The following is a 23,747-nucleotide window of genomic DNA, read 5'->3' on the forward strand; positions in this document are numbered from 1 at the left end:
TAGTAAGATGAGCCCGTTTTGTTTACAGCGTATATATGATGGATTTATCTAATAGACCCAAAGAAAAGTTAGAGCTGAATAAGCTCCAAAAGCGTCTTCGCAGACTGACAGGCCAAGCTATTTCCGACTTCAACATGATTGAAGACGGTGACAAAGTAATGGTGTGTTTATCGGGCGGTAAAGACTCTTATACCATGCTTGAGATTTTACGAAATTTACAAGCGAGCGCTCCTATCAATTTTAGTATCGTTGCGGTTAATTTGGATCAAAAACAACCAGGTTTTCCGGAGCATATTCTACCTGCCTACTTGGAAGAGTTAGGGGTGGATTTCCATATTTTGGAGCGTGATACTTACAGTATTGTTAAAGAAATCGTACCAGAAGGCAAAACGACTTGCGGCCTTTGTTCGCGCTTACGTCGTGGTTCTTTGTACGGTTTTGCCGAAGAAATAGGGGCAACTAAAATTGCTCTAGGGCACCATAGAGATGACATTCTCGAAACGTTATTTTTAAACATGTTTTTTGGCGGAAAATTGAAATCCATGCCACCAAAATTACTAAGTGATGATGGTAAACATGTTGTTATACGCCCTTTGGCATACTGCAAAGAAAAAGACATTGAAGCGTTTGCTACGATGAAGGAATATCCCATTATTCCATGCAATCTTTGCGGCTCCCAAGAGAATCTTCAACGACAAGTTGTGAAAGATATGCTGCAAAAGTGGGAAGTAGAATTTCCTGGTAGAACGGAAACAATGTTTTCGGCTATGCAGAATGTTGTTCCATCGCACTTAGCAGACACAGAGTTATTTGATTTTAAAGGTCTAAAGCAAGCGCCAGATGCTTTGAACCGACTGAACATAATTTCGTTATAGGATATTTCTAATGAACTTTACGTATAAAACATTGCTTCTTACTGCTGGAATACTTGGAGCTTCTGTTGTTAATGCTTCTACAGCGGGTGTGAGCTTAACCAATGAAACTGTTAAAGGTGACGTAAACTTAGACTTGGGAAGCTTTGGTATCGATGCGGGTATCACCCATGATAAAGACGAAAGCACGTCGACTGCTCACCTTGGTCTAAGCGTACAAGACTCAGACACAAGCGGGCCGTTACAAGTTGGCATTGGCGCACGTTTGTACGCTATCGATGCGGATTTAGATAATGAAGATGATCTGTCAATGGCGCTGAGCTTAGGTGGTTGGTACCGTTACACGATTCCACAAGCTAATCGCGTTAGTATTTACGGCTCATTGTACTATGCGCCCGAAGTATTATCCTTCACGAATCTGGATCACATGTACACATATGAGTTCCGAGCAGAATACATGACTATGCGCAATGCACGTGCCTACATTCGCTATGGTAAGACAGTGACTATTTACGATGACAATACGCGTAAAGAGTCAAACAAAGGTTTGTCTGTCGGTGCTACAGTAGACTTTTAGTTCTAGATTTCTAGACGATATAAAAAAGGTGGCCTAGGCCACCTTTTTTATATCAAGTTACACTCTTTTATATCTGTTACAATCAATCGCCGTCGTAGGCACACAGACTAAAAACTGGAATATCGCTGTCGCGTAATTTTTGGCTTCCACCCAAATCAGGTAAATCAATAATTGCCGCCACTTCTTTAATATTTGCGCCTTGTTTTGTTAGCAATTTGATTGCAGCAAATAAAGTGCCGCCGGTTGCAATCAAGTCGTCAAACAATAAAACTTCATCTCCAGCCTTTACAGAGCCTTCTTGGATTTCAAGCTCTGCTTCTCCATACTCAAGAGCGTACTTTTGAGAGATGGTTTTGCCAGGCAGCTTGCCTTTCTTGCGAACCAAAATCAGTGGCTTTTGAAGTTCATACGCTAAAACAGCAGCGATCAAAAAGCCACGCGCGTCGATACAAGCAATGTGCGTAATATCTGTAGCCATATAACGATGCACATAAGCATCCACTACCATTCTCATCCCTTTAGGATCACTAAAAATAGGGGTGATATCTCGGAAGCTGATGCCTTGTTTTGGCCAATCTTCAACCGTTTGGATTAGTGATTTAACGTAGTAATCATCGTAGAGCATTATGGTATTGCCTCAAAATCATTCAAATGTGAGAGATTTTACCACAATCACTAGCAACCCCAACGAGTTTTTGCATTTCTGGGAAATCAACTATTTCAATTTCTTTTCCGTCTACATGGATCAGTTCACTTTTCTGAAAGCGAGTAATGACACGGCTCACCGTTTCAACTGCTAGTCCCAAGTAATTGCCAATTTCGCCACGAGACATAGACAAACGGAATGAGCTGGCCGAATAGCCTCGTTTTTTGAAGCGATTCGAAAGATTTAAAAGGAAAGAGGCCACTTTTTCATCCGCATTTTTTTTACCGAGTAAAACCATCATTTGTTGGTCATCTGAAATCTTACGGCTCATCACTTTAAACAGTTGGTGCTTTAATGATGGTATCTGAGACGAAAGCTCTTCTAGATGGCTAAATGGTATCTCACAGACGGTTGTTGTTTCTAAAGCCTTGGCAGAAACAGGGTAGGTGTTGGAGTCAATGCCGCTTAGGCCTACCAACTCACTAGGGCAATAAAAGCCTGTAATTTGTTCTTCACCAAAAGAGGTAATGTTAAACGTTTTTAGTGTTCCAGAGCGAACAGCGTAAACGGAATCAAAGGCTTCACCCTGACGAAAAAGGAATTCACCTTTTTTGAGTGGTTTTTTACGCTCAATAATTTGGTCCAATCTATTGATGTCTTCATCAGCTAGAGCAATTGGAAGGCATAGTGCACTTAAACTGCAGTTCTGGCACTGCGAAGTTAACGTGCTATTAAAACGCGAATGTGTGTGTGTCATTGACATTTAGCTCTCCCTGAGATCCATCTATATTACTTTAGAATATTTTACTGTGTTGTTTAAATGCTTATCGAAAACCATACAAATGCATCGAATAAGCAAACGCCCACGCTCGGTAACCTTAATTGTGGTCTGCATTCCACACTGGTCTATTTCAATCATTCCATCTTCTAGCATAGGAGATAGCTTGTCCATTTCCTGAGAAAAATAATCGAAGAAATGAATTTTGTGCCTTTCCTCTACCTCTGTAACGTCCAATTTAAATTGAGATATGAGCGTCATAATAACCTGATGTCTAACTCTATCATCGTGGTCACTAATGTACCCTTTTGCAATCGCTAGTTGACCTTTTTCAATACTACTCCTATAAGCAGATAAGTCTGTGTAGTTCTGTATATAAATGCCATTTAAATCGCTAATAGCAGACACACCAAAAGCCACTAAGTCTGTACCAGCATGTGTTGTGTAGCCTTGAAAATTTCTTTGTAACTTGCCTTGTTTTTGAGCAAGCGCTAATTCATCGCTGGGTTTAGCAAAATGATCCATACCAATGTAATCGTAACCCGCTGCGGTTAGGTATTCGATGCTCATTTTTAATAAATCTAGCTTGATATTGGGTAAGGGAAGAGTGTTGTCTAAAATGCGTTTCTGAGCACGAAACCGCTCAGGCAGGTGCGCATAGTTAAACAATGAAATACGTTCAGGAGACAATGAAATCACCTGATAAAGAGTTTCTTTGAATCCCTCTAGTGACTGGTAGGGCAGGCCATATATCAAATCAAAATTAATGGATTTAATGCCCAGTGAGCGAGCATTGTCCACAAGCTCAGACACCATGGTAAGCGGCTGAACCCGATGAATGGCTTCTTGTACTTTAGCATCAAAGTCTTGCACACCAATACTGATTCGGTTTATTCCCATTTCCGTCAATAATTTCAGCTTTGAATAGGTAATTTCTCTAGGATCTATCTCAATACTGTAATCTTGAGTGCCATCATTTACTAAATTGAAATACTGTTTGATGTTTTCAAACAGAGTTGCGATCAGCTCTTCTGTCAAAAAGGTGGGAGTTCCACCGCCAAAATGCAACTGCGTAACGTCTCTGGTGTGATCGAGCATCAGGCTACGTAGCCTCATTTCTTCACCGAGCAGTTCGACGTATTCCACACCTTTGTCATATTGCTTTGTCACAATTTTATTGCATGCACAGTAGTAACAAAGGTGTGCACAAAATGGTATGTGGAAATATAAGCTCAAAGGGGCATCCGATGGCATTAACATCTTGTCGATTAGAGCAATCTTACTGATTGCTGGATCAAACTGTGGCGCGGTCGGATATGAAGTATAGCGGGGCCCAGATAAATCATACTTACTAATAAGTGAAGAATCCCAAATCATCGTGTGTTCCTATTAAAATTTCTAATAGGAAGTCTACTCTTTAGCGGTGTGGTCTTTTCTGACGCAGATCAATAATTATCATGCTGACAGGATAAAAACACACAAACCTTCCCCAAAAATTTTCGACCACCGTTCTCAGCGAACGTGGAATTTGATTTAATGGTTTTTTTAAAATCTGAATACTATGAAAACATCACATTTTTACCTCGCCCATGGTGCGGGAGCCGGTCATAAAAATGAATTTATGACGCAGCTTTGTCGCTCGCTTTCAGAAGAAGCGCAACAGACCGTGTATCCTGTGACATTTTCTTATATGCAGGAACAAGAACGCTCAGGCAAAAAAAGACCGCCCCCTCGGTTTAATACGCTAATCCCAGAGTTTAGCAAGTGCATCGAACAAGAGCGCTCTTGTATTGTTGCAGGCAAATCAATGGGAGGACGGGTCGCTAGTCAATTGACTAATTTACCAATGGTCAAAGGTGTCGTGTGTTTTGGTTTTCCTTTTTATCCCGCTGGGAAGCCAGAAAAGCACCGATTGTCATTCCTAGAAAATTTGACCGCTCCCTGTCTAATAATACAAGGGACAAGAGATCAGCTTGGCTCATTGGAGTGGGTAAGTCGTCAAACCCTCCCCAGCAATGTTGAAATCATTTGGATTGAGGGAGCAGACCATGACTTCAAGACGCTAAAAAAATACAATAGAAGCATCGATGATACGATTTCAGAAATTAGCGCACACACCAAAAATTGGTTAGACAACAAGCTAGAGTGCAGAGATTAATACAGCAGAGAAGAATACTATGGAATATCAAGCCGTACTTGATGCAACGGATTTACTGTGCCCTGAGCCAGTAATGATGCTGCATGTGGAAATGAGAAAAATGGCTGCGAAAGACATACTTAAAGTGATCGCGACAGACCCATCAACAACCCGCGATATACCAAAGTTTTGCCAATTTCTCGGGCACACACTGGTAAAGCAAGAACAAGAAGGGAGTGTTTACTACTATTGGATTGAAAAAAGTCGAGTTGAAAAAGAATGAAAGAAAGAAAGCCCAGTTTTTTCTGGGCTTTCCGGTATTTCTAAATGTTTTTAAGCCACTTTCAGATTACTCGAGGACTCTTTTTGTCCATGAATTGCGCTTTGATAAGTTTGTTCAAAACTTGAATAAGAAACGTCGATATCTAACCTTAGCTGACGGGCGACGTCGTTTGAAGACACCAGACCTCGTATTGCTTTTGTCTCTTCATCTATGACAAGTAAATGTTGCAAAGAATTATTGCGCTGACTAAATAGAAGAGATTCAATATCTGAATGTTTAAGTGACGTATAAGAAAGAGCGAGTAACACTTCTTTTGATCTCATCAAATCAGCAACCATCAATTCAGAGCGCTTAAACCCGTTCGCTACTTGCTTAATAAACACATCTTCAGATAAATCCTCTAAGCTAATGATCCCAATAAATTGGTTGTTTGAATCGACGACAATTTTCATACGGACGTGCTCTTTTCTCATCAAATGCACAAGTTCATCAGCAGGGGTGTTGGATTCAATGACTCGAGGACCTGCATTTTGAAAGTCCGTGAACACAGACAAAGCGGATGAGTAGAGAGTGATGTTCTCGACAGTGGTAGGCCAAGTTAGCTCATTTACATTTTTTGTTGATACATACGTTAACGTTTTCATGATTAGTCACCAGTACAAAATGAATAGATAAAAAAATCGGGTGAGTTAGATCAGTGAAAAAGGTGGCGCCCTAGGGTTAACGTTGCTATGGATGGCTGATGCGAGAAAATAGGAGCTTTTGTAAAAGGAGCGTGAAAACGTAGCTTCAGCGAAACTATGTGATGAATGACGAACCAAGCAGCCGTTATCTGATCCGTTTTCTTGATCAAGAGCAACCACTTCGCCGCAGTGTTGTTCGGCTATTGGTTCCATCCAGCGAAACTGATTAACTTCTTTTGCATTAGCGCGTTGAGAGATCGTCAAAATTGACGACGCAATCACGGCAATGATCATAAGGATTTGGAATTTCATGGAGCACCAAATGTTTGATTTATATTTTGAATATAGGCCTGATACCATTGAAATTACAGCCTTTTTTACAAAATGCCGCATATTTTCACGATCCGCTACTTTGTTGAACCATTATGGTCATAATGAATAAGGCTTGATCTATGTCGACTTTCTGTTTGGTGAATCGCCACTAGTTAGCTAGACACCTTTTAGTTAGATAAAATGATCTAAGTGAGAGGTATTTATGAGCAAAGTACGTTACCCAGAACAATTCAAAATTGAAGCGGTTAAGCAAGTGACAGAAGCAGGCTTTAGTGTTGCTGAAGTCGCTAATCGCTTAGGCACCACCACCCACAGTTTATACGCTTGGATTAAACGATATGGCCCAGAGGCAGAATCTTTTGCAGAGGCCTCTGCTGAGTCGAGCGAGATTCTTCGTCTTCGAAAAGAACTCAAACGAGTAACGGAAGAGCGCGACCTGTTAAAAAAAGCCGCGGCGTACTTCGCAAGCCACCCAGACTAAGATACGCCTTTATCAGGGATCACAGTGTCGATTTTTCAGTAAGACGACTATGCAATCTCTTCGATGTTCACCCTAGTGGCTATTATGTTTGGCTGAAAGAGCCAAAATCAAAGCTGGCTAAGGAAAATGAGAGGCTAACAGGTCTTGTCAAACAACTGTGGCTGGAGTCGGGTTGTGTCTACGGTTATCGAAAGATCTATCACGACCTGAGATCCTTGAATGAATCTTGTGGTATTAATCGAGTGCATTATCTGATGCGAAGAGCAGGACTCAAGGCTCAAGTGGGTTACCGCAAGCCTAGGGCTCGTACAGGAGAAACACATACGATAGCTAGCAATGTGCTTGAAAGGCAGTTTAATCCAGAAAGCCCGAATACAGCTTGGGTTACTGATATTACGTATATCCGAACTCATGAAGGCTGGCTGTATTTATCCGTCGTACTCGATCTCTATTCGCGTCGAATAATAGGCTGGAGTATGGGCCCGAGAATGGTGAAAGAACTTGTTCTTGATTCACTGATAATGGCGGTATGGAGAAGAAAGCCAAAGCATAGGGTGACGATTCACTCAGACCAAGGCAGTCAGTTCACAAGCTATGATTGGCACAGTTTTTTGGACGATCACAACTTACAAGCCAGTATGAGTCGACGAGGGAACTGCCATGACAATGCTGTTGCTGAAAGCTTTTTCCAGCTTTTAAAGAGAGAACGAGTGAAGCGGAAGATTTACTCGACAAGGAGCGAAGCAAAACAAGACATTTTTAATTATATCGAAATGTTTTATAACCCTGTCAGACGCCACAGTGCCAATGATATGCTGTCACCTGTTGAGTATGAAAAACTGTTCGAAAAGATGATTGAGAAGTGTCTACTGAACTAGTGGCGATTCATGGTGTTTTCCGATACGCTATATCACAGGAAACACAAACTACCAGGAGAATAATATGAAAGCCGCGGTCGCCAACACATTCGGGTCTATCCTTAACATTGAAGATATTCCAATGCCTAACATTGAGTCTCATCAGGTACTTGTAAAAATTCATGCTTGTGGTGTATGTCACACTGATTTGCATGCATGCCATGGAGATTGGCCGGTGAAACCGACTTTGCCGTTGGTACCTGGACACGAAGGTGTTGGAGAGGTTGTTCAAGTGGGCAGCGCTGTGAAGCACATTAAGCAAGGTGATCGGGTTGGAATTCCTTGGTTATACAGCGCTTGTGGTCATTGCGAATATTGCTTGAGTGGCGATGAAAACCTGTGCCTCTCGCAACAAAATGCTGGGTACTCCGTTAATGGTAGCTATGCGGAATATTGTGCTGCGGATGCCGATTATGTTGTCAAAGTGCCTGCTAATTTAAGTTTTGTTGACGCGGCGCCATTGTTTTGTGCTGGTGTTACTACTTATAAAGCGCTCAAAGTCTCCACGGCGAAACCTGGAAACTGGGTGGCCATTTTTGGCATCGGCGGACTTGGCCATCTTGCTGTCCAGTATGCTGTGGCTATGGGTTTTCGGGTTGTTGCAGTCGACACAGGCCAAGCGAAACGAGAACTTGCTATCTCGCTAGGTGCAGAAGCGTACTGTGACTTTAAAACTGACAATGTCGTTGAAGATATTCTTCATGCCACGGGTGGTGTTCATGCCAGCGTGTGTACCGCAGTAAGCAAAGCAGGCTTTAGGCAGAGTTATGATGTCATTCGACGTGGCGGTAAGTGTGTTTTAGTGGGTTTGCCAGCAGATGACATGCCGCTTCCTATTTTCAACACAGTGCTGAATGGGGTGAGTGTTGTTGGTTCTATCGTTGGTACAAGAAAAGATTTAGAGGAATGCTTGGAGTTTGCAGCGCGTGGCAAGGTGAAGGCCATCATAGAAGAGAAAAAACTTGATGACATCAACGAGATTTTTGCCGATATGGAAAAAGGCGAAATTACGGGCCGTATCGTTATGTCTATGTAATCTAAGTTGACATAAAAAAAGGAAAATCTAAAAGTAAGGCGAATTTACATCGCCTTACTTTTTGTAGTCACATCATGTCGGTTTTAAGCGGTTGCTGCTGGCAACATGATTGTTGCTTCACCTGTCACAACAACTTTACCATCACATTCGCACACGGTTTTTAATGTTGCGCGTCGGCGTCTTTCATTAATGTCGGTAACGGTAATTGTCGTGATCACTTCTTGCCCAATAAATACTGGCGCTCGAAACTTCAGAGTTTGTTCTAAGTAAATGCAACCCGGCCCAGGTAGCTGTGTACCAATTGCGGCTGAGATAAAGCCCGCCGTCAGCATGCCGTGGGCAATAGGCTGACCGAAAGAGGTTGTCGCTGCGTATTCTGCGTCTAAATGCACAGGGTTTGTGTCACCCGTCACATCAGCAAACGCGTGAACATCTGCCTCTGTGACTACTTTGCGGTATTCGACGCTTTGATCAATTGAAAGCTGTTCTAATGTATAACCAGAAGTCATTGCCAATCCTTATTTAGTCATTTTCGAGTATGGTACACTTTCGACGAACCATTCTTAAGAGGTATCTATGGTTAAATTGGTGATTTTTGATTGGGACGGTACGCTATTCGATTCCATCGATAAAATTTGCGAATCCATGCTCCAAGCAGGCCGTCTGGCCAATGCCCCTGCCAGACAGAAAGAAGACATTAAAAACATCATTGGTTTGTCACTTGATAAAGCCGTATCGGTAGTGTGGCCAGAACTAAAAAGTGCCCACCAAAATAATCTTATTGAGCATTATAAACGTATTTACGTTGCCGCTGACCAAGCGCCACCATCGGCTTATGCTGGTGTATTAGCGGTTTTGGATCAGTTAAAAGCCGCGGGAATTCAACTGGCGGTTGCCACCGGAAAGAGTCGACGAGGTTTGGATCGAGTTATGGCTCTAACTAAGACGGAAAATTACTTTGTTGCAACACGCTGTGCCGACGAAGCATTATCAAAGCCGCATCCGCTAATGCTTGAACAGTTACTCAACGAATTAGATACATTACCAGAGAACGCCATTATGATAGGCGACACAGAGTATGATTTAGAAATGGCAACTAATGCAGGCATGAAAAGCGTCGGAGTGACCTATGGCGCACATCATGAAGACCGGCTAAAAGCTTGTAAGCCACACGCCATCATTGACCACTTTACACAATTACCAACTATATTAGGGCTTTAAAGTAATGAGCTGGACAGAAGATGAAGATCAGCAACACAAAATCACAGATGCGACGTCATCTCCACCAAATAAATCGTCAGTGAAAGATAACCTTGACCCGAATAAAGAAATTTGGAGTTTGTTAGAAAAAACACTGAGTGAAAACCTGATAGAAAAACGTCGTAGTCGCCGCTGGAAAATTTTCTTTCGTTTTCTTACATTGATTATTGTAATTTCCGTGATCGTTGGGTGGTTCGCAAAGTCCAGCTTGCAAGATGTAAGTCTCGAAGGAGATGTAGTGGCAATGATTCCGATGCGTGGCGTAATAGGCGCCAACGCGGAAATTGAGTCATCCGAATTCGTTCGATTGCTGGATAATGCATATCAAAATACACAGCTCACTGGTGTTATTATAGAAATGAACAGTCCTGGCGGTAGTCCTGTGCATTCGGGCATTATCTACGATGCCATTCGTAGTAAAGAACAAGCTTACCCAGAAATTCCGGTTATCGTCGTGGTCGAAGACATGGCGGCTTCTGGAGGTTATTACATCGCGTCCGCTGCTAACGAAATTTACGCGGACAAAGCCAGTTTAGTCGGTTCCATCGGTGTCATCTCATCAGGCTTTGATGCCAGCCATTTGCTTGAAAAAATTGGTGTTGAGCGTCGCACATTCACCGCTGGCCGCAATAAAGCCTTTCTGGATCCATTTACCCCCATGACTGAAGAAGCCAAAGCGAAATGGCAAGCGGTGCTGGATGAAACGCATCAACAGTTCATCAACGCAGTGAAAGAAGGCAGAGGAAAAAAATTGGTCATTACTGACGATGTATTTTCTGGCATGGTGTTTACGGGCTCGCAAGCCATCAAAATTGGCTTAATTGACGGCTTAGCCAGTGTTAATGACATTCTAGACAGTCGCTTTCCTAATGCAGAACCTGTTGTATACGAGCCAAAACAAGATTCTTGGAAAGAATTGGCGAAAGAGCTTGGTGTTGAAATGGCGACAAGAGTCATTAATAGCACAAACCTTCAATAGCCTCTAAGCTTAAAACTTACAAAGCCCCTGATTGGGGCTTTTTTATTGCCTGAAATAAAGCTGTTGCGCGAATTGGAAGAAATGCATAACGAGGGCATTGAGAACACCTATGTGGCTACATAAGGATATATTTGATAAAATAATTCCTTATATTATTAAATAAAAATCAGTGGAACAGCTAACGATGGCGAGAAAAGCAAATATAGCAAGAGAAGAGATAGATCAGGCTTGCTGGGATTTGATTGAAAACAACCGGTTTCCTAATATTCCTCGACTGACCGAATATTTTCTGCAAAAAGACGGTCGTCGTTGCTCAAACACCACTTTCATGAATGCCATTGCAGAATGGGAAGAAAGCTACAAAGAGCACCAACAGCATCAACTAAAAGAATTAGACTCGGTTTTACTTCCTCTGTTTAAGCGATTTTCAAGAGATGTCACTCAACACCTAGGTCAGCTGTTGGATGAAAAGTCCACAGAAATAGAACAACATCAACAACGAAAACTCGACGCAACAGAAGGAGGGTATCTTGCTTTATCTGGCGTATTGATCGATCTGCAAACCGCTCACGATCAATTAACTAAGACACACAAAAGAGCAAGCAATGACCTTGAACAATTGCAAATAAAGCTGCTCAATAAAGAACAGCAATACCAAGACATACTCACTCAAAACAACGTTCTCACGAGTCAATTAAAACAAGAGCAAAAAATCAGCGCAGAGCTTCAAATCAATCTGGCCCAACAACAAGTGAATTTAGCTAAGCAAGACAATCAAATAGCATTACTAATGAAAGAAAACGGAAAGTTGAACGCTGAGCTAGACAGTATCAAAACAAATAGCGCATTAAGCGATCAGAAAAGATGGCACGAAATGACGGAAAAACTAGAGGCTCTGACCACTTCCGTGAAAAGCATACAACACAAGGATAGAGGCTCGAAACAATAACCGTTATAATGCGCCACTCACAGCACCGCGCAATCACAATTAAGAAGAGAAGATGAGCAACAAACAAACTGCCGTTCGTGATTTATCCAGCATAAAAGATTTTATTCGTTGGACATTCAGCCGTTTCCAAAACGCTAATTTATTTTATGGCCATGGCACAGATAACCCATGGGACGAAGCGGTTCATTTAGTGATGGGGGCTCTTAAACTACCACTTGATTTTGATCGCGACATGTTGGATTGCGCACTGACATACAATGAAAAGAAACACATTCTCAAATTAGTACAAACACGTATTAATCAACGCGAACCGCTGCCTTATCTTCTGGGTGAAGCTTGGTTCATGGGGCTTCCATTTAAAGTCACTAAAGACACCTTGATTCCACGATCTCCCATCATATCCTTGCTTGAAAGTGAATTTGCACCATGGCTTAAAAACTATCCGTTAAATATATTAGACATGTGCACTGGATCTGGCTGTTTAGGTATAGCGGCAGCTTTGGTTTTTGAAGACGCTGAAGTCGATATTTCAGACATCAGCGAAGCGGCTCTTTTGGTTGCCAACGAAAATATTGTACGCCACCAAGTTGAAGACCGCGTGCAAGCCATTCATTCCGACATGTTTACTGGTTTGGCAGGTAAACAATACGACCTTATTATTTGCAACCCACCGTATGTCGATGCAGACGATTTCAACAACGCTCCAGCCGAGTTTCATAACGAGCCGGAACTGGCCTTAACGTCTGGTGAAGATGGGCTTAATTTCACCCACAAATTTTTGGCCGAAGTCGCGCATTATCTGCAAGATGACGGTATATTAGTATACGAAGTAGGTAACACCGAGATCGCTTTACAAGCGGCATACCCCAATATTCCATTTATGTGGGTAGAGTTAGAACAGGGTGGTAATGGTGTATTTATCCTAACCAAAGAACAACTCAGTGAACTATTACAAGAGCAGAAATAAACTATGTCTGGTAATACATTTGGAACACTTTTTAAAGTCACCACCTTTGGTGAGAGTCATGGTATTGCGCTTGGCGCCATTGTAGACGGTTGCCCTCCGGGCATTGAGATTTGTGAAGCAGATCTGCAGAGAGATTTGGATTTACGCAAACCTGGCACCTCAAAACACACAACACAACGCCGTGAAGCCGACGAAGTCAAAATTCTTTCCGGCGTTTTTGAAGGAAAAACCACGGGGACGCCTATTGGTTTATTGATCGAAAACACAGATCAACGCTCAAAAGATTACGGTAATATTGCAGACACTTTTCGTCCTGCCCATGCCGACTACACATACGATCAGAAATACGGCTTCCGTGATTATCGTGGAGGCGGTCGTTCATCGGCTCGTGAAACGGCGATGCGTGTTGCCGCTGGCGCTATTGCCAAAAAATACTTGAAACAACAATTCGGTATCGAAATCCAGGGCTTCTTGTCACAACTTGGTCCAATTAAGCTAGCGGTTAAAGACTTAAGCCAAGTTTATGAAAACAGCTTTTTCAGCCCTGACCCAGACGCAATACCACAGCTAGAAGAATACATGACAGCGTTACGCCGTGAAGGTGATTCCGTAGGTGCAAAGATAACGGTAATCGCGAAGAACCTTATGCCAGGGTTGGGCGAACCTGTATTTGATCGTCTCGATGCCGACATTGCGAAAGCCATCATGAGTATTAACGCAGTGAAGGGCGTCGAAATTGGTGACGGCTTTGATGTTGTTGAGCAAAAAGGCAGTGAACATCGCGACGAAATGACGCCTGAGGGCTTTTTAAGCAATCACGCTGGCGGTGTATTAGGTGGTATTTCTTCAGGCCAAGACATTGTTGTTCACATGGCTTTAAAACCAACATCCAGCATTACTATTCCTGGGAAAAGCATCGACCGTGCAGGCAACCCAATAGAGGTCATTACTAAAGGTCGTCATGATCCTTGTGTTGGTATTCGTGCGACACCTATTGCGGAAGCCATGCTTGCGTTAACAATCATGGATCATTTGTTGAGACACAGAGCGCAAAATGCTGATGTAGTGTGTCCAACGCCAATTATTAATGGCCAAGCGTAACGACCGTTAAATGGAATAACAAAGCCGTTAGTCGCCGATATTCACAGGGCAACTAGCGGCTTTTTTGTTGATAAAATGGAATGAACGAGATCAATACTATGACTTTAACTGCCAAATCAACCGTTATCCGTGTCTGTGTTGGATCAAAAAACCCAGTAAAAATAAACGCAGCCAGAGAAGCCTTTGCCATTCTTTTTCCAAATCACATTATTCATTGCGAAGAAATGTCTGCACCTTCGGGTGTTGCCGATCAGCCAATGTCAGAAGCGGAGACTCGCTTAGGCGCACAAAATCGCGCTCGATATTGCTCAGAAAACAGCCCAAACGCAGAGATGGATTTTTTTGTCGCAATGGAAGGTGGCGTAGATCGATTCGAGGAGGGCGCTGCAACGTTTGCTTACGTCGCCATTCAGAACGCTCAAGGAAGGTTAATGACAGGTAGGTCTGCGAACTTACCTTTACCAGAGCGAGTTTATCAGCGCCTAGTGGCACATGAAGAACTCGGAATGGTGATGGATGATGTCTTTAAAACAGAAAACATTCGTCAAAAAGGCGGAGCCATTGGCCTATTTACCAATCATGCAGCAACACGAGAAAGCGTTTACACCCAAGCCTTAATTTTAGCGCTCGCACCGGCATTGCACCCTGAACATTATACAAACGAGCCAAGTTAGAAACGATGAAATACAAATGGATACTATTTGACGCTGACGAAACATTGTTTCATTTTGATAACTTTGCAGGCCTAAGACACATGTTTTTAAAACATGGTATCGATTTCGGTCGAGCGGAATTTGATGAATACCAAGGGCTAAATAAGCCTCTTTGGGTTGAATATCAAAACGGCCAAATCAGCGCAGAACAATTGCAGACACGCCGGTTTCAATTATGGAGTGATCGATTGAATATCAGTGCGAAACAACTCAACACTGAATTTTTGAACGCTATGGCAGAAATTTGCAAAACATTACCGAGCGCAGTCGAACTAGTAAAACATTTGCATAATAACAATGTAAAAATGGGCATTATTACCAATGGATTTGCTCAACTCCAACAAATTCGCTTAGAGCGAACAGGGTTATTGCCATATTTCTCACCAGTGGTCATTTCTGAGCTAGTGGGCATTGCGAAACCGCATAGAAAAATCTTTGAGTACGCCTTAGAACAAATGGGGTCACCAGATATTAATCACGTCCTGATGGTTGGTGATACATTAGAATCAGACATTTTAGGTGGCAATAATGTTGGTCTTGATACCTGTTGGTTGAACCACGAAAACAAACCAAAGCCATTAGACATTTTACCAACGTACGAAGTGGACTCGCTGTTTGAGTTAGCACAGCTTTTAGAAACGCTAAGAATCACAACGTGATCCATCATAAAAATTCGTCATGTTGTGCATGGGTAATCGCATGAGTATTAGAGCATGTTAACACTCACTATTTCCGATAAATGTTATTATCGGAAATAGTATAAATAGCTGATTAGCACTGTTCCAACACTTTTTTCCAACTTCATGACTAACGCTTAGAGTCTGTGATCATCAATGTCTTAGCCGCACACCCAGCTTATGTTTGTTTTGATTTGCAAAATAAAATCATCCATATCCTGAGTTAACCAAGTTGGTTTTGTCCGATCCATTATTTTTGTTCTAAACAACACATAGCGTCTTATAAAACACATAGCGTCTTATAAAACACATTGCATAGCGTGTGTTGTTTAGAGCGCATTATGCATGATCAATCGTATCGGTTGAAAAACACTATCTATCAGTGTTTAAAAATGACCGTTTCATCACATTGACAATAATTTCAGTGAATTTCATGCGTTTTCTTAAACACCAAATACCATGGACTTTACTGTGATCGAAGAAAAATGTTGGAAAAATCACTATTGATATTTGTGATTATGGTCGTGCCGTTGTTCTGAAAAAAAACGCTTTAATGAATCTTTTTAAAGAATGATTGAGAGACATATACCGAGCGCTCAGCAGTAGCGACCTCCCTCCTCAGATCAAACTAACTCAAATCGTTAGCAATGACACAACGGTTACGGCCTTGTTCTTTGGCTTTATACAAAGCTTGATCAGCCAATGCGAGTAGCGTTTCGATTGTCTGCGGCTTTTCTGGTGACCAGTGCGCTATACCAATGGACACTGTGATGTTGCCAACTAATTCAAATGGCTCATTCGCTACCGCCGTTCTCAATTGTTCGGCCAAAGCTAACGCCATTTCTAAACGTTCATTCTTAAGCAAGATAACAAATTCTTCGCCACCGGTTCGAGAAACCATATCGCCCGCTTTAGAAAAATGTGTCATCACTTTTGTAAGCTGCTTAAGAACGTCATCACCGACCTTATGACCATATGTGTCATTAACCCGTTTAAAAAAGTCGATGTCTAAAGCTAACACTGAAAATGCACGGCCGATGTAAATTTGTTGTTTCAAAGTAAGCTGCAATGCGCGACGGTTGCTTGCGCCGGTTAGTGGGTCAGTTTCAGCGTCTCTCTTTAATTCTCCAATCTGATTTTGTAGTAATTGAACGCCGATTAGCATGGCTTGCTTTAAGCCATGGCTTTCTACATACCATGAATTAATACTTTCAATTTCTCTGCTAACCGTTGGACTGTTCAACGTTGTCGCTTTGTCTGCTAGCTGCTGTAAAGGACGAGAAATAGAGCGAGCAAAAAACCAAATGAACAAAAAAACAGCGCATGCCACAGGTAATGTTCGCAGTAATACTTTTTGCATAATACCGAATAATGGCTCAAGCGTTGCTTGCAATGGGCTTTGAGTGACAACAATCCAACCCGTACTGGCTATGGTGGAATACCCTGCCAACATGGTAATCCCCTGGCTATTAATTAACTGCATGCCCCCTTCTTTTTGGGTCAGCATTTTATCTAAGCCGTCGTTGTTAATAACCGTGGTACCGATACGGCTAATGTTAGGGTGGTATAAAATCTTCTTCTCTTATCTACCACATAGATGTAAGACCCGTTTTCATAGTAATGATCGCCCAATATTTCACTCAGAATGTTTAGGTTTTTTAGATAAATTGTGCCACCTAAAAAGCCTAAATAATCGCCATCTCTTCCAACGATAGGTTCAGACATAAAAACGACTAAATTATTAATAGAAGAAATGTAAGGGGCGCTTATCAGTGCTTTCTTTTCGTACAATGCTTCGGTCGTGCCAACTGAGTTTAATTTCACCCCAACAAGGTTCAATGCCTCAGGTGACGCTGCTTTAGTAATGCCTAACTCATTACTTATCACTACAGAATTGAAACTATCCGTCTGATACTTCAGTCGATTGGCTTCTTGATTTAGCCTGACACTGTTAGACATTTGCTCTGACAGTGCATTTGCCGTGAACGCTAATTGCTGCTGGGAAGAACGCAGAAACATCTCGGTAGTATCTGACAGTTTACTAGCGTATGCCATATTGCTTTCAAGAGACTGCAAGATCAGCTGTTCTTTCTGAACTTGGTAATTTGAATAGAAGCTGTTAAACAGGGTAAGTATCGTTGCGGTTAAAGCCAAAGCTAAAATCAATCGGTTTAGCTTTAAAATCGTATTTTTTAGAGGGTTCAAACTGTTTATCCGTCACAATTCTGAATGTCTAAACATATAAAGGCCAAAAAATATCGGCCATTACTATGCAATTCATTTATAACAAGGGGTGAAACAATTCAATCACGATATGATGAATTAGACAACGCTAATGGGGGGTTGAACACTAAAAAGAATAAGAGTGCCTTATAGCACCCTTATTATTGTATCGAGTTTTAAGCTAGCTTTGATGATCGTCGGTTAAACCAAACCATTATTAACGCCAAAAATGACAACAACCCTGCTGCCGTCGGTATCCATTCAAAACTGAAACCGATGCTAATAACCAGACCACCTAATGCAGCTCCGAGTGCATTACCTAAATTAAATGCTCCAATATTAATAGAGGAAGCCAGTCCCGGTGCTTGGTCTGCGATCTTCATTACTTGCATTTGCAATGGTGGTCCACTCCCAAAAATCACCACACCCCAAAGCAATATGGTCATGCCTGCACCGATTAACGTTGTGGAGGAAAAGCGAAACAACACTAATACGAAAACTTGCAAACCAAGAAACACAAACAATGCAAGATCTGGGGATTTATCGGTAATCTTGCCACTTACATAATTGCCCAATGTAAACCCTATTCCTGTCAGGGCTAACATGGTGGCAATGGCGTTGTCTGATGCTTGAGCCAATGTCTGCATAATGGGGGCAATGTAGGTGTAAAGTGTAAACATGGAACCTGCGCACATGACCGTGGTTGCAAAAGCACGCAATGCCGCCGGTTGCATAATGGCCTTCAATTCATTTTTGACATCCGGTTTTACTGCTTTTGGCATGGACGGCAAACTACGACTAATGCCCATAATAGCCACCACTCCCAACAAGGCAGTAACGGCAAAAGAAATCCGCCAATCAAAGGTTTGACCAAGCCAGGTCGTAATAGGCACGCCAACAATATTCGCAATGGTTAACCCTAAGAAAATAGACGCCACAGCCGAACCTTTTTTATGATATGGCGCGAGATTCATTGCTACGACCGCTCCAATCCCAAAAAATGCCCCATGAGAAAGGCTGGTGATAATTCGGGAAAACAAGAACGTTTCATAATTCACTGACATAGCCGACAGAACATTACCAATAACAAAAATCACCATCAGAGCGATCAGCGACGTTTTTTGGCTAAATCGAGTTAAATATAAAGTGATTAAAGGTGCGCCAATCATAACCCCAACCGCATAAGCACTAATCAACAAACCTGCAGCAGGAATAGATGCATTAACGCCATCAGCAATGACAGGCAACAAGCCCATTGGCATAAACTCAGTGGTACCAATTCCAAAGGTACCGAGGGCAATAGCAAAAATACCCCATTGATATGCAGCAAGCATACTCACTCCAACATTTCGAGAATTAAAGAATGAAGCACGGCAATGAGATGACACAACAAGCCGTAAAAACACAAAAAAATAAGCCAAGAACCGTTTTGATTCTTAGCTTATTTTACGATCGTAAATTTTACCGTAACTCGATAGTAATTGCTCAATAAAACCAATAAGTCTCACTTTTGAAGAGCATCATTTTTGGGCCTTATTTTTTGATCGAGCTGGCCACCAGAACCAATAAACAACGAACACAATTGCAGCCACTCCCGTTACATTAATGAGCAAGCTCATTTTATACTCCTTTTCCCTATTTCATTTTTTTCGGCTGTCGCACGTGGAACAACCGTAGCCTATTTGCATTGGTCACAACTGTGACAGAAGACAAGGACATTGCGGCCCCCGCTATTACTGGACTTAATAGCCAACCCGTCAGAGGAAATAAGATTCCAGCAGCAATCGGAATACCTAGACTGTTATACGCAAATGCGCCCCAAAGGTTCTGTTTAATATTTTTTAGCGTGGCTTTACTAATGAGAATAACGTCAGCAACACTCTTTAAATCGTTATGTATTAATGTAATATCCGCGCTTTCCATGGCAACATCTGTTCCGGCTCCCATAGCAAACCCAACATCCGCTTTGGCCAGCGCTGGAGCATCGTTAATCCCATCACCAATCATACCGACCACCTCTCCTTTTTCTTGAAGCTTTGTGACCCACTCCAACTTATCGTCTGGCAATAATTGCGCGTGATAATCATCAATACCAACACATTTTGCAACGGCTGCGGCCGTTTCATGGTTATCACCCGTTAACATGACGACTTTTAAACCTTGGTGCTTAAAATCGGAAATGGCTTCTTTTATCCCTTTCTTAATCGGATCTTCAATATAGAATATCGCCATTAATTCCGCTTCATCAGAAAGAAAGACACGCGTTGCCGTTTTAAAATCCGCGTTAGCATCGTCAATAATGATAGAAATGCCTTTTTCATACATCAATCGTTCATTTCCTAAATAATACGTATCACGGCCAATACGCCCTTTTACACCCAACCCTACCAGCGATTCAAACGCTTCTACGGCAACCTTCTTACGGCCTTTAATAGGTGTATTACAATGTTCCAATAAAGCATCTGCCAAAGGGTGATTTGCGTTCGTTTCGAGTGCGGAAACAAGCTCGCACACCCAGTCTAAATGAGCATGATCATTTAAATGAGTATGAACAACCTTTGGCTTGCCTTCGGTAATGGTACCCGTTTTATCTAATACAACCGTGGTCAACTCGCTTGCTCGCTGAAGAGCGTCACCATTTCGAATAAGCCCACCGCACTCCGCGGCCTTACCAATGCCTATCATGGTCGATATTGGCGTTGCTAAACCCAGCGCACAGGGGCAGGCAATAATTAAGACGGATATAGCCGTTACCAACATGTAGGAATAGACGTCGTCGCTAGCTGAAAAATTAAACCACGCTAAAGCGGTTAAAATAGCGATAATGATTACGCTCGGAACGAAGATCGAAGACACTTTGTCAGCCAAAACACTAATAGGTGGTTTTGAGTTTTGTGCCTTGCCCACCATATCGATAATTTGCGCTAATAATGTATTGGAGCCAACGTGAGTGGCTTTGAATAACAAGCTGCCTTGTCCATTCACCGTACCTGCCGACAGACGACTTCCTTTGCTTTTTTCTATTGGTGCTGGCTCACCCGTCAACATAGATTCATTAACCGTTGATACTCCATCTAAGACATCCCCATCGACGGGTATTTTGTCCCCTGAACGAACGCGAAGTATGTCGTTTACATGGATTTCGGAAACGCTAATTCGCACTTCCTGATCACCATCAATACGTATTGCCATTTTGGGGCGAAGATCCAGTAACCGATGCAAAGCCTGACTCGTTTTACGACGCGCCCTGAGCTCCAAAGCCTGCCCAAGGTTGATCAAGCCTATGATCATTACAGCAGCCTCAAAATACAAATGATGGGTGTTATCTGGTAACCAGCTCATTGGAGCAAGAACAACGAGCATAGAATATAACCATGCACTTCCCGTCCCTAAAGCGATCAACAGATCCATATTTGCCTGATGATTTATAAATGCTTTCCAAGCGCCGCGAAAATAATGTTTACCAGCACGGGTCATGATGACCAAAGTAACCAAGCCGACCACACCCCAAATCAACCTATCATTGAGCGTGCTCACACTCATATTCCCACCAAAAACACCGTAAAGCATTAATGGAATGCCCAGACCTAAGCTCCACGCCGAAGACTGTCGCTTATCATGATATTCAGCCAGTTCTCTTTGACCTCGTTCTTCTTCACTTTTTTCAGCATCAAGAATGACCTTGGCATGATAGCCCGAATTCTCTACCGCATTCAGCAGCGCTTCAGATTGACCTGTTGTTACTACTTGAGCCGTATGGTTAGCAAAGTTAACGTTTGCAGATACAACGTCTGGTGTATTTGTTAAGGCTTTTTGAACTGTATTAACGCAGCCAGCACAGGTCATTCCAGCAATAGAAAGCTGATAAGTTACCGCTTCGTTTCTTTGATGTTCTACTTTAACAGGCTCTACAGTGCTATCTGTCAGAGTGTCACTCGTTTGATGAGCAAGCTCACTACCTTGTTCACTCCCATCTACCTGTTCTTGCTCATCATCGGAACAGCCTAAGAAAATAAAGCCTGCTTCCTCGACGCTTTTTTGGATGCGACCCATGTCTAACTTTGAGGTTACAACCAGTTTGTTTTCTTTTGGTTGTCCCTCTACTTTAGCATCTGGACATTTTTCTTGGATAAGCTGACGTATTTTAGTCACGCAACCTTGGCAAGACATACCGGATACCAAAATGGTTCTTTCGATCGCTTCGTTATGAGTATTTGATACCGAGTTCCCCATACCCTATCCTCCTATTAATGTGATTGCTTGGATCCTTCCCAATCTTCGATCAAACAACAAATAGAATGCCCATCAGGTGTACCGTTTGGCATTCCCTCCCAAGCTCTCAAAGCATCTTCCATTTTAATAAGGTGTGCTTGTAGTTGAGCGATCTTCATCTTGGTTTCAGGAACTTTTTTCTCTAATAAATCCCTAACCATTGGACAAGGTGAATCACCACTGTCAGATTGCTGAAAGATCTCTTCAATTTGCTTTAAACTAAAACCTAGTTCGCCTGCCTGCCGAATAAAGTGCAACCTTTGTAAGGCGACTTTGTCGTAATTTTGATAGCCATTATTCGGATCTCGTACAGCCTGAATTAATCCCAGTCGTGTGTAGTGACGAACCGTTTCAGCGGTTACATTGGCCACTTTAGCCAATTCACTGACTCGCATAAGCCCTCCTAAAAACGTTCGTATTTAATAAAACACTATTCAAAGTGTAAAACCTATATGTAGCACATAGGTCAAGAATTTTTGTGCATGCCAACGAACTTATACCAATAAAAAAGCCGAGTTCAATGACTCGGCTCTTAATAGCATTTACTATGTCGATGTCGACTTAATGCAGCTTGAGTTTTGGCTTAACCACTTTTCCGATTTTTTGAGCAGCCATAATCACCGTCGCTTTGAACCAACCGTGTATCGCAATCAAATGAAGGCGATATAAAGATACGTACACAAAACGAGCAATACGACCTTCAATGAACATAGACCCGCCCATCAAATTACCCATTAAATTACCTACCGTACTGTAGCGACTCAAGTTAACCAAAGAGCCGTAATCTTTATAGGTATATTCTTTAAGCGGTTCACTCAAAAAAGAAGCCTTGATGTTATCAAACACCAAACTGGCCATTTGATGAGCAGACTGCGCCCTTGGTGGCACAAAAGAACCATCCGCTTGCTTGCACGCACAACAATCACCAATGACATATACGTTATCAAAGGCCGTGGTTTGTAAGGTGCCTTTTACCAATATCTGATTATTTCGAGTGGTTTCAAATCCCTCTATGTTCGCCACAAAGTCCGGCGCTTTTACACCTGCAGCCCAAATCATCAAGTCGGCTTCAATATTTCTCTCATCCGCAGTTTGAAATCCGCCGTCGTAAGCGCGAACAACGCGGGTGTTCTGGCTGACAGTGACCCCCAAGCGAATCAATTCTTTGGTCGCTAAAGAAGCGATGCGATCAGGTAAAGCGGGCAAAATTCGCTGTCCGGCTTCAATTAATTGCACTTGTACTCGCTTACCCGACATCTCAGGCATGCCATACGCTTTTAACATATCGGCCACGTGGAAAAGCTCAGCAGATAATTCAACGCCCGTGGCGCCACCGCCAACAATCGCCAGCTTTAATTGTGCCTCTGGCCCTTCTTGATGAACGCGTAAAAACTGATTCAATAGTGCCTGTTGGAAACGTTCAGCTTGTTTGTGTGAATCCAAGAAATAACAATGATCAGCAACGCCCGGTGTGCCAAAATCGTTACTCACACTGCCGACAGCCATAATCAGTATGTCATAAGAAATCGTCCGCTCAGGTAGAACGATGTGCCCCATGTCATCAGACAGAGAATCCAGAGTGAGCGTCTTCTCTTCGGGATTCACCCCCATTAGCGTTCCCAACTGGAATTGATAATGATGTTTTGCCGCATGGGCCCGATAATTAAGTCCATCATTATTTATATCCAAAGAGCCTGTCGCAACCTCGTGCAATAGCGGTTTCCAGATATGAGTCTGACTTCTATCGATAAGAACGACATCGGCTTGACGCTTTTTACCAAAAGCATGGCCTAATTTGGTGACCAGCTCTAAGCCTCCAGCACCACCACCAACTACTACGATTTTTTTCATGCAAAATCCCCT

Annotated in this window: 25 protein-coding genes; 13 read left to right on the plus strand and 12 right to left on the minus strand. The window is 42.4% G+C overall.

The window, feature by feature from the left end:
• Window positions 1-35 precede the first annotated feature (35 nt).
• The gene (gene ttcA / locus N5P32_RS04090) at window positions 36-875 is read left to right on the plus strand and encodes a tRNA 2-thiocytidine(32) synthetase TtcA (RefSeq protein WP_265727898.1); all 840 of its coding nucleotides are present in this window, start codon (window positions 36-38) and stop codon (window positions 873-875) included.
• A gap of 10 nt (window positions 876-885) precedes the next feature.
• The gene (locus N5P32_RS04095; protein WP_265727899.1) at window positions 886-1,449 is read left to right on the plus strand and encodes a YfaZ family outer membrane protein; all 564 of its coding nucleotides are present in this window, start codon (window positions 886-888) and stop codon (window positions 1,447-1,449) included.
• 82 nt (window positions 1,450-1,531) lie between these two features.
• Here N5P32_RS04095 and N5P32_RS04100 read toward each other — a convergent pair whose 3' ends face one another.
• The 3 genes from N5P32_RS04100 to hemN are packed head-to-tail and all read right to left on the minus strand — an operon-like array spanning window position 1,532 to window position 4,250.
• Window positions 1,532-2,074 carry an adenine phosphoribosyltransferase gene (locus N5P32_RS04100; RefSeq protein WP_265727900.1) on the minus strand — a complete coding sequence of 181 codons (543 nt, stop codon included), beginning with the start codon at window positions 2,072-2,074 and terminating at the stop codon, window positions 1,532-1,534.
• 22 nt (window positions 2,075-2,096) lie between these two features.
• Window positions 2,097-2,858: a fumarate/nitrate reduction transcriptional regulator Fnr gene (gene fnr / locus N5P32_RS04105; protein ID WP_265727901.1), complete on the minus strand. Its 762-nt coding sequence runs from the start codon at window positions 2,856-2,858 to the stop codon at window positions 2,097-2,099.
• A 21-nt stretch (window positions 2,859-2,879) separates the two neighbouring features.
• Window positions 2,880-4,250, minus strand: coding sequence for an oxygen-independent coproporphyrinogen III oxidase (gene hemN, locus N5P32_RS04110; RefSeq protein ID WP_265727902.1), 1,371 nt, complete (start codon window positions 4,248-4,250; stop codon window positions 2,880-2,882).
• A 184-nt stretch (window positions 4,251-4,434) separates the two neighbouring features.
• Between hemN and N5P32_RS04115 the strand changes: the two genes are divergently transcribed.
• Window positions 4,435-5,031, plus strand: a complete 597-nt coding sequence (locus tag N5P32_RS04115; RefSeq protein ID WP_265727903.1) for an alpha/beta family hydrolase — start codon at window positions 4,435-4,437, stop codon at window positions 5,029-5,031.
• A gap of 19 nt (window positions 5,032-5,050) precedes the next feature.
• The gene (gene tusA, locus N5P32_RS04120) at window positions 5,051-5,293 is read left to right on the plus strand and encodes a sulfurtransferase TusA (RefSeq protein ID WP_265727904.1); all 243 of its coding nucleotides are present in this window, start codon (window positions 5,051-5,053) and stop codon (window positions 5,291-5,293) included.
• A gap of 50 nt (window positions 5,294-5,343) precedes the next feature.
• Here tusA and N5P32_RS04125 read toward each other — a convergent pair whose 3' ends face one another.
• Entirely contained in the window at window positions 5,344-5,937 is a 594-nt protein-coding gene (locus tag N5P32_RS04125) for a CBS domain-containing protein (RefSeq protein ID WP_265727905.1), read from the minus strand.
• Window positions 5,938-5,982: 45 nt separating this feature from the next.
• Window positions 5,983-6,288 (minus strand): hypothetical protein, encoded by a 306-nt coding sequence (locus N5P32_RS04130; RefSeq protein WP_265727906.1) that lies wholly within the window; start codon window positions 6,286-6,288, stop codon window positions 5,983-5,985.
• Window positions 6,289-6,511: 223 nt separating this feature from the next.
• Here N5P32_RS04130 and N5P32_RS04135 point away from each other — a divergent pair.
• A protein-coding gene (locus tag N5P32_RS04135) for an IS3 family transposase (RefSeq protein ID WP_374058263.1) occupies window positions 6,512-7,668 on the plus strand; the annotation gives its coding sequence in 2 pieces (ribosomal slippage) (window positions 6,512-6,757 and window positions 6,760-7,668; 1,155 coding nt in all).
• Window positions 7,669-7,732: 64 nt separating this feature from the next.
• Window positions 7,733-8,743 (plus strand): alcohol dehydrogenase AdhP, encoded by a 1,011-nt coding sequence (adhP, locus tag N5P32_RS04140; protein WP_265727907.1) that lies wholly within the window; start codon window positions 7,733-7,735, stop codon window positions 8,741-8,743.
• 83 nt (window positions 8,744-8,826) lie between these two features.
• On the opposite strand, the gene N5P32_RS04145 is transcribed toward adhP, so the two are convergent.
• Window positions 8,827-9,252 (minus strand): MaoC family dehydratase, encoded by a 426-nt coding sequence (locus N5P32_RS04145; RefSeq protein WP_265727908.1) that lies wholly within the window; start codon window positions 9,250-9,252, stop codon window positions 8,827-8,829.
• 67 nt (window positions 9,253-9,319) lie between these two features.
• Here N5P32_RS04145 and N5P32_RS04150 point away from each other — a divergent pair, with 67 nt between their 5' ends.
• The 7 genes from N5P32_RS04150 (at window position 9,320) to yjjG (ending at window position 15,371) form a co-directional block, all read left to right on the plus strand.
• A complete protein-coding gene (locus N5P32_RS04150; protein WP_265727909.1) occupies window positions 9,320-9,964 on the plus strand; it encodes an HAD-IA family hydrolase in 645 nt (214 codons plus the stop codon).
• A gap of 4 nt (window positions 9,965-9,968) precedes the next feature.
• Entirely contained in the window at window positions 9,969-10,982 is a 1,014-nt protein-coding gene (sppA, locus tag N5P32_RS04155) for a signal peptide peptidase SppA (protein WP_265727910.1), read from the plus strand.
• A gap of 184 nt (window positions 10,983-11,166) precedes the next feature.
• A complete protein-coding gene (locus N5P32_RS04160; RefSeq protein ID WP_265727911.1) occupies window positions 11,167-11,931 on the plus strand; it encodes a hypothetical protein in 765 nt (254 codons plus the stop codon).
• Window positions 11,932-11,983: 52 nt separating this feature from the next.
• A complete protein-coding gene (prmB, locus tag N5P32_RS04165) occupies window positions 11,984-12,898 on the plus strand; it encodes a 50S ribosomal protein L3 N(5)-glutamine methyltransferase (RefSeq protein ID WP_265727912.1) in 915 nt (304 codons plus the stop codon).
• A gap of 3 nt (window positions 12,899-12,901) precedes the next feature.
• Entirely contained in the window at window positions 12,902-13,999 is a 1,098-nt protein-coding gene (gene aroC, locus N5P32_RS04170) for a chorismate synthase (protein WP_265727913.1), read from the plus strand.
• A 98-nt stretch (window positions 14,000-14,097) separates the two neighbouring features.
• Complete coding sequence (gene yjjX / locus N5P32_RS04175; RefSeq protein ID WP_265727914.1) at window positions 14,098-14,673, plus strand: inosine/xanthosine triphosphatase; 576 nt, start codon at window positions 14,098-14,100, stop codon at window positions 14,671-14,673.
• 5 nt (window positions 14,674-14,678) lie between these two features.
• Window positions 14,679-15,371, plus strand: a complete 693-nt coding sequence (gene yjjG / locus N5P32_RS04180; RefSeq protein ID WP_265727915.1) for a pyrimidine 5'-nucleotidase — start codon at window positions 14,679-14,681, stop codon at window positions 15,369-15,371.
• Window positions 15,372-16,017: 646 nt separating this feature from the next.
• Here yjjG and N5P32_RS04185 read toward each other — a convergent pair.
• The 6 genes from N5P32_RS04185 to N5P32_RS04210 form a co-directional block, all read right to left on the minus strand.
• A complete protein-coding gene (locus N5P32_RS04185; RefSeq protein ID WP_265727916.1) occupies window positions 16,018-16,872 on the minus strand; it encodes a GGDEF domain-containing protein in 855 nt (284 codons plus the stop codon).
• A 29-nt stretch (window positions 16,873-16,901) separates the two neighbouring features.
• Window positions 16,902-17,594 (minus strand): PDC sensor domain-containing protein, encoded by a 693-nt coding sequence (locus tag N5P32_RS04190; RefSeq protein WP_265727917.1) that lies wholly within the window; start codon window positions 17,592-17,594, stop codon window positions 16,902-16,904.
• Between the two features lie 194 nt (window positions 17,595-17,788).
• On the minus strand, window positions 17,789-18,946 hold the full coding sequence (locus N5P32_RS04195) for an MFS transporter (RefSeq protein WP_265727918.1): 1,158 nt from the start codon (window positions 18,944-18,946) through the stop codon (window positions 17,789-17,791).
• A gap of 301 nt (window positions 18,947-19,247) precedes the next feature.
• Complete coding sequence (locus N5P32_RS04200) at window positions 19,248-21,845, minus strand: heavy metal translocating P-type ATPase (RefSeq protein ID WP_265727919.1); 2,598 nt, start codon at window positions 21,843-21,845, stop codon at window positions 19,248-19,250.
• 14 nt (window positions 21,846-21,859) lie between these two features.
• Window positions 21,860-22,279: a MerR family transcriptional regulator gene (locus N5P32_RS04205; RefSeq protein ID WP_265727920.1), complete on the minus strand. Its 420-nt coding sequence runs from the start codon at window positions 22,277-22,279 to the stop codon at window positions 21,860-21,862.
• A gap of 166 nt (window positions 22,280-22,445) precedes the next feature.
• Window positions 22,446-23,735, minus strand: a complete 1,290-nt coding sequence (locus N5P32_RS04210) for an NAD(P)/FAD-dependent oxidoreductase (RefSeq protein WP_265727921.1) — start codon at window positions 23,733-23,735, stop codon at window positions 22,446-22,448.
• Window positions 23,736-23,747 lie beyond the last annotated feature (12 nt).

Origin of the sequence: Marinomonas pontica (assembly GCF_026191375.1) — a bacterium.
Taxonomy (GTDB): Bacteria; Pseudomonadota; Gammaproteobacteria; order Pseudomonadales; family Marinomonadaceae; genus Marinomonas; species Marinomonas pontica.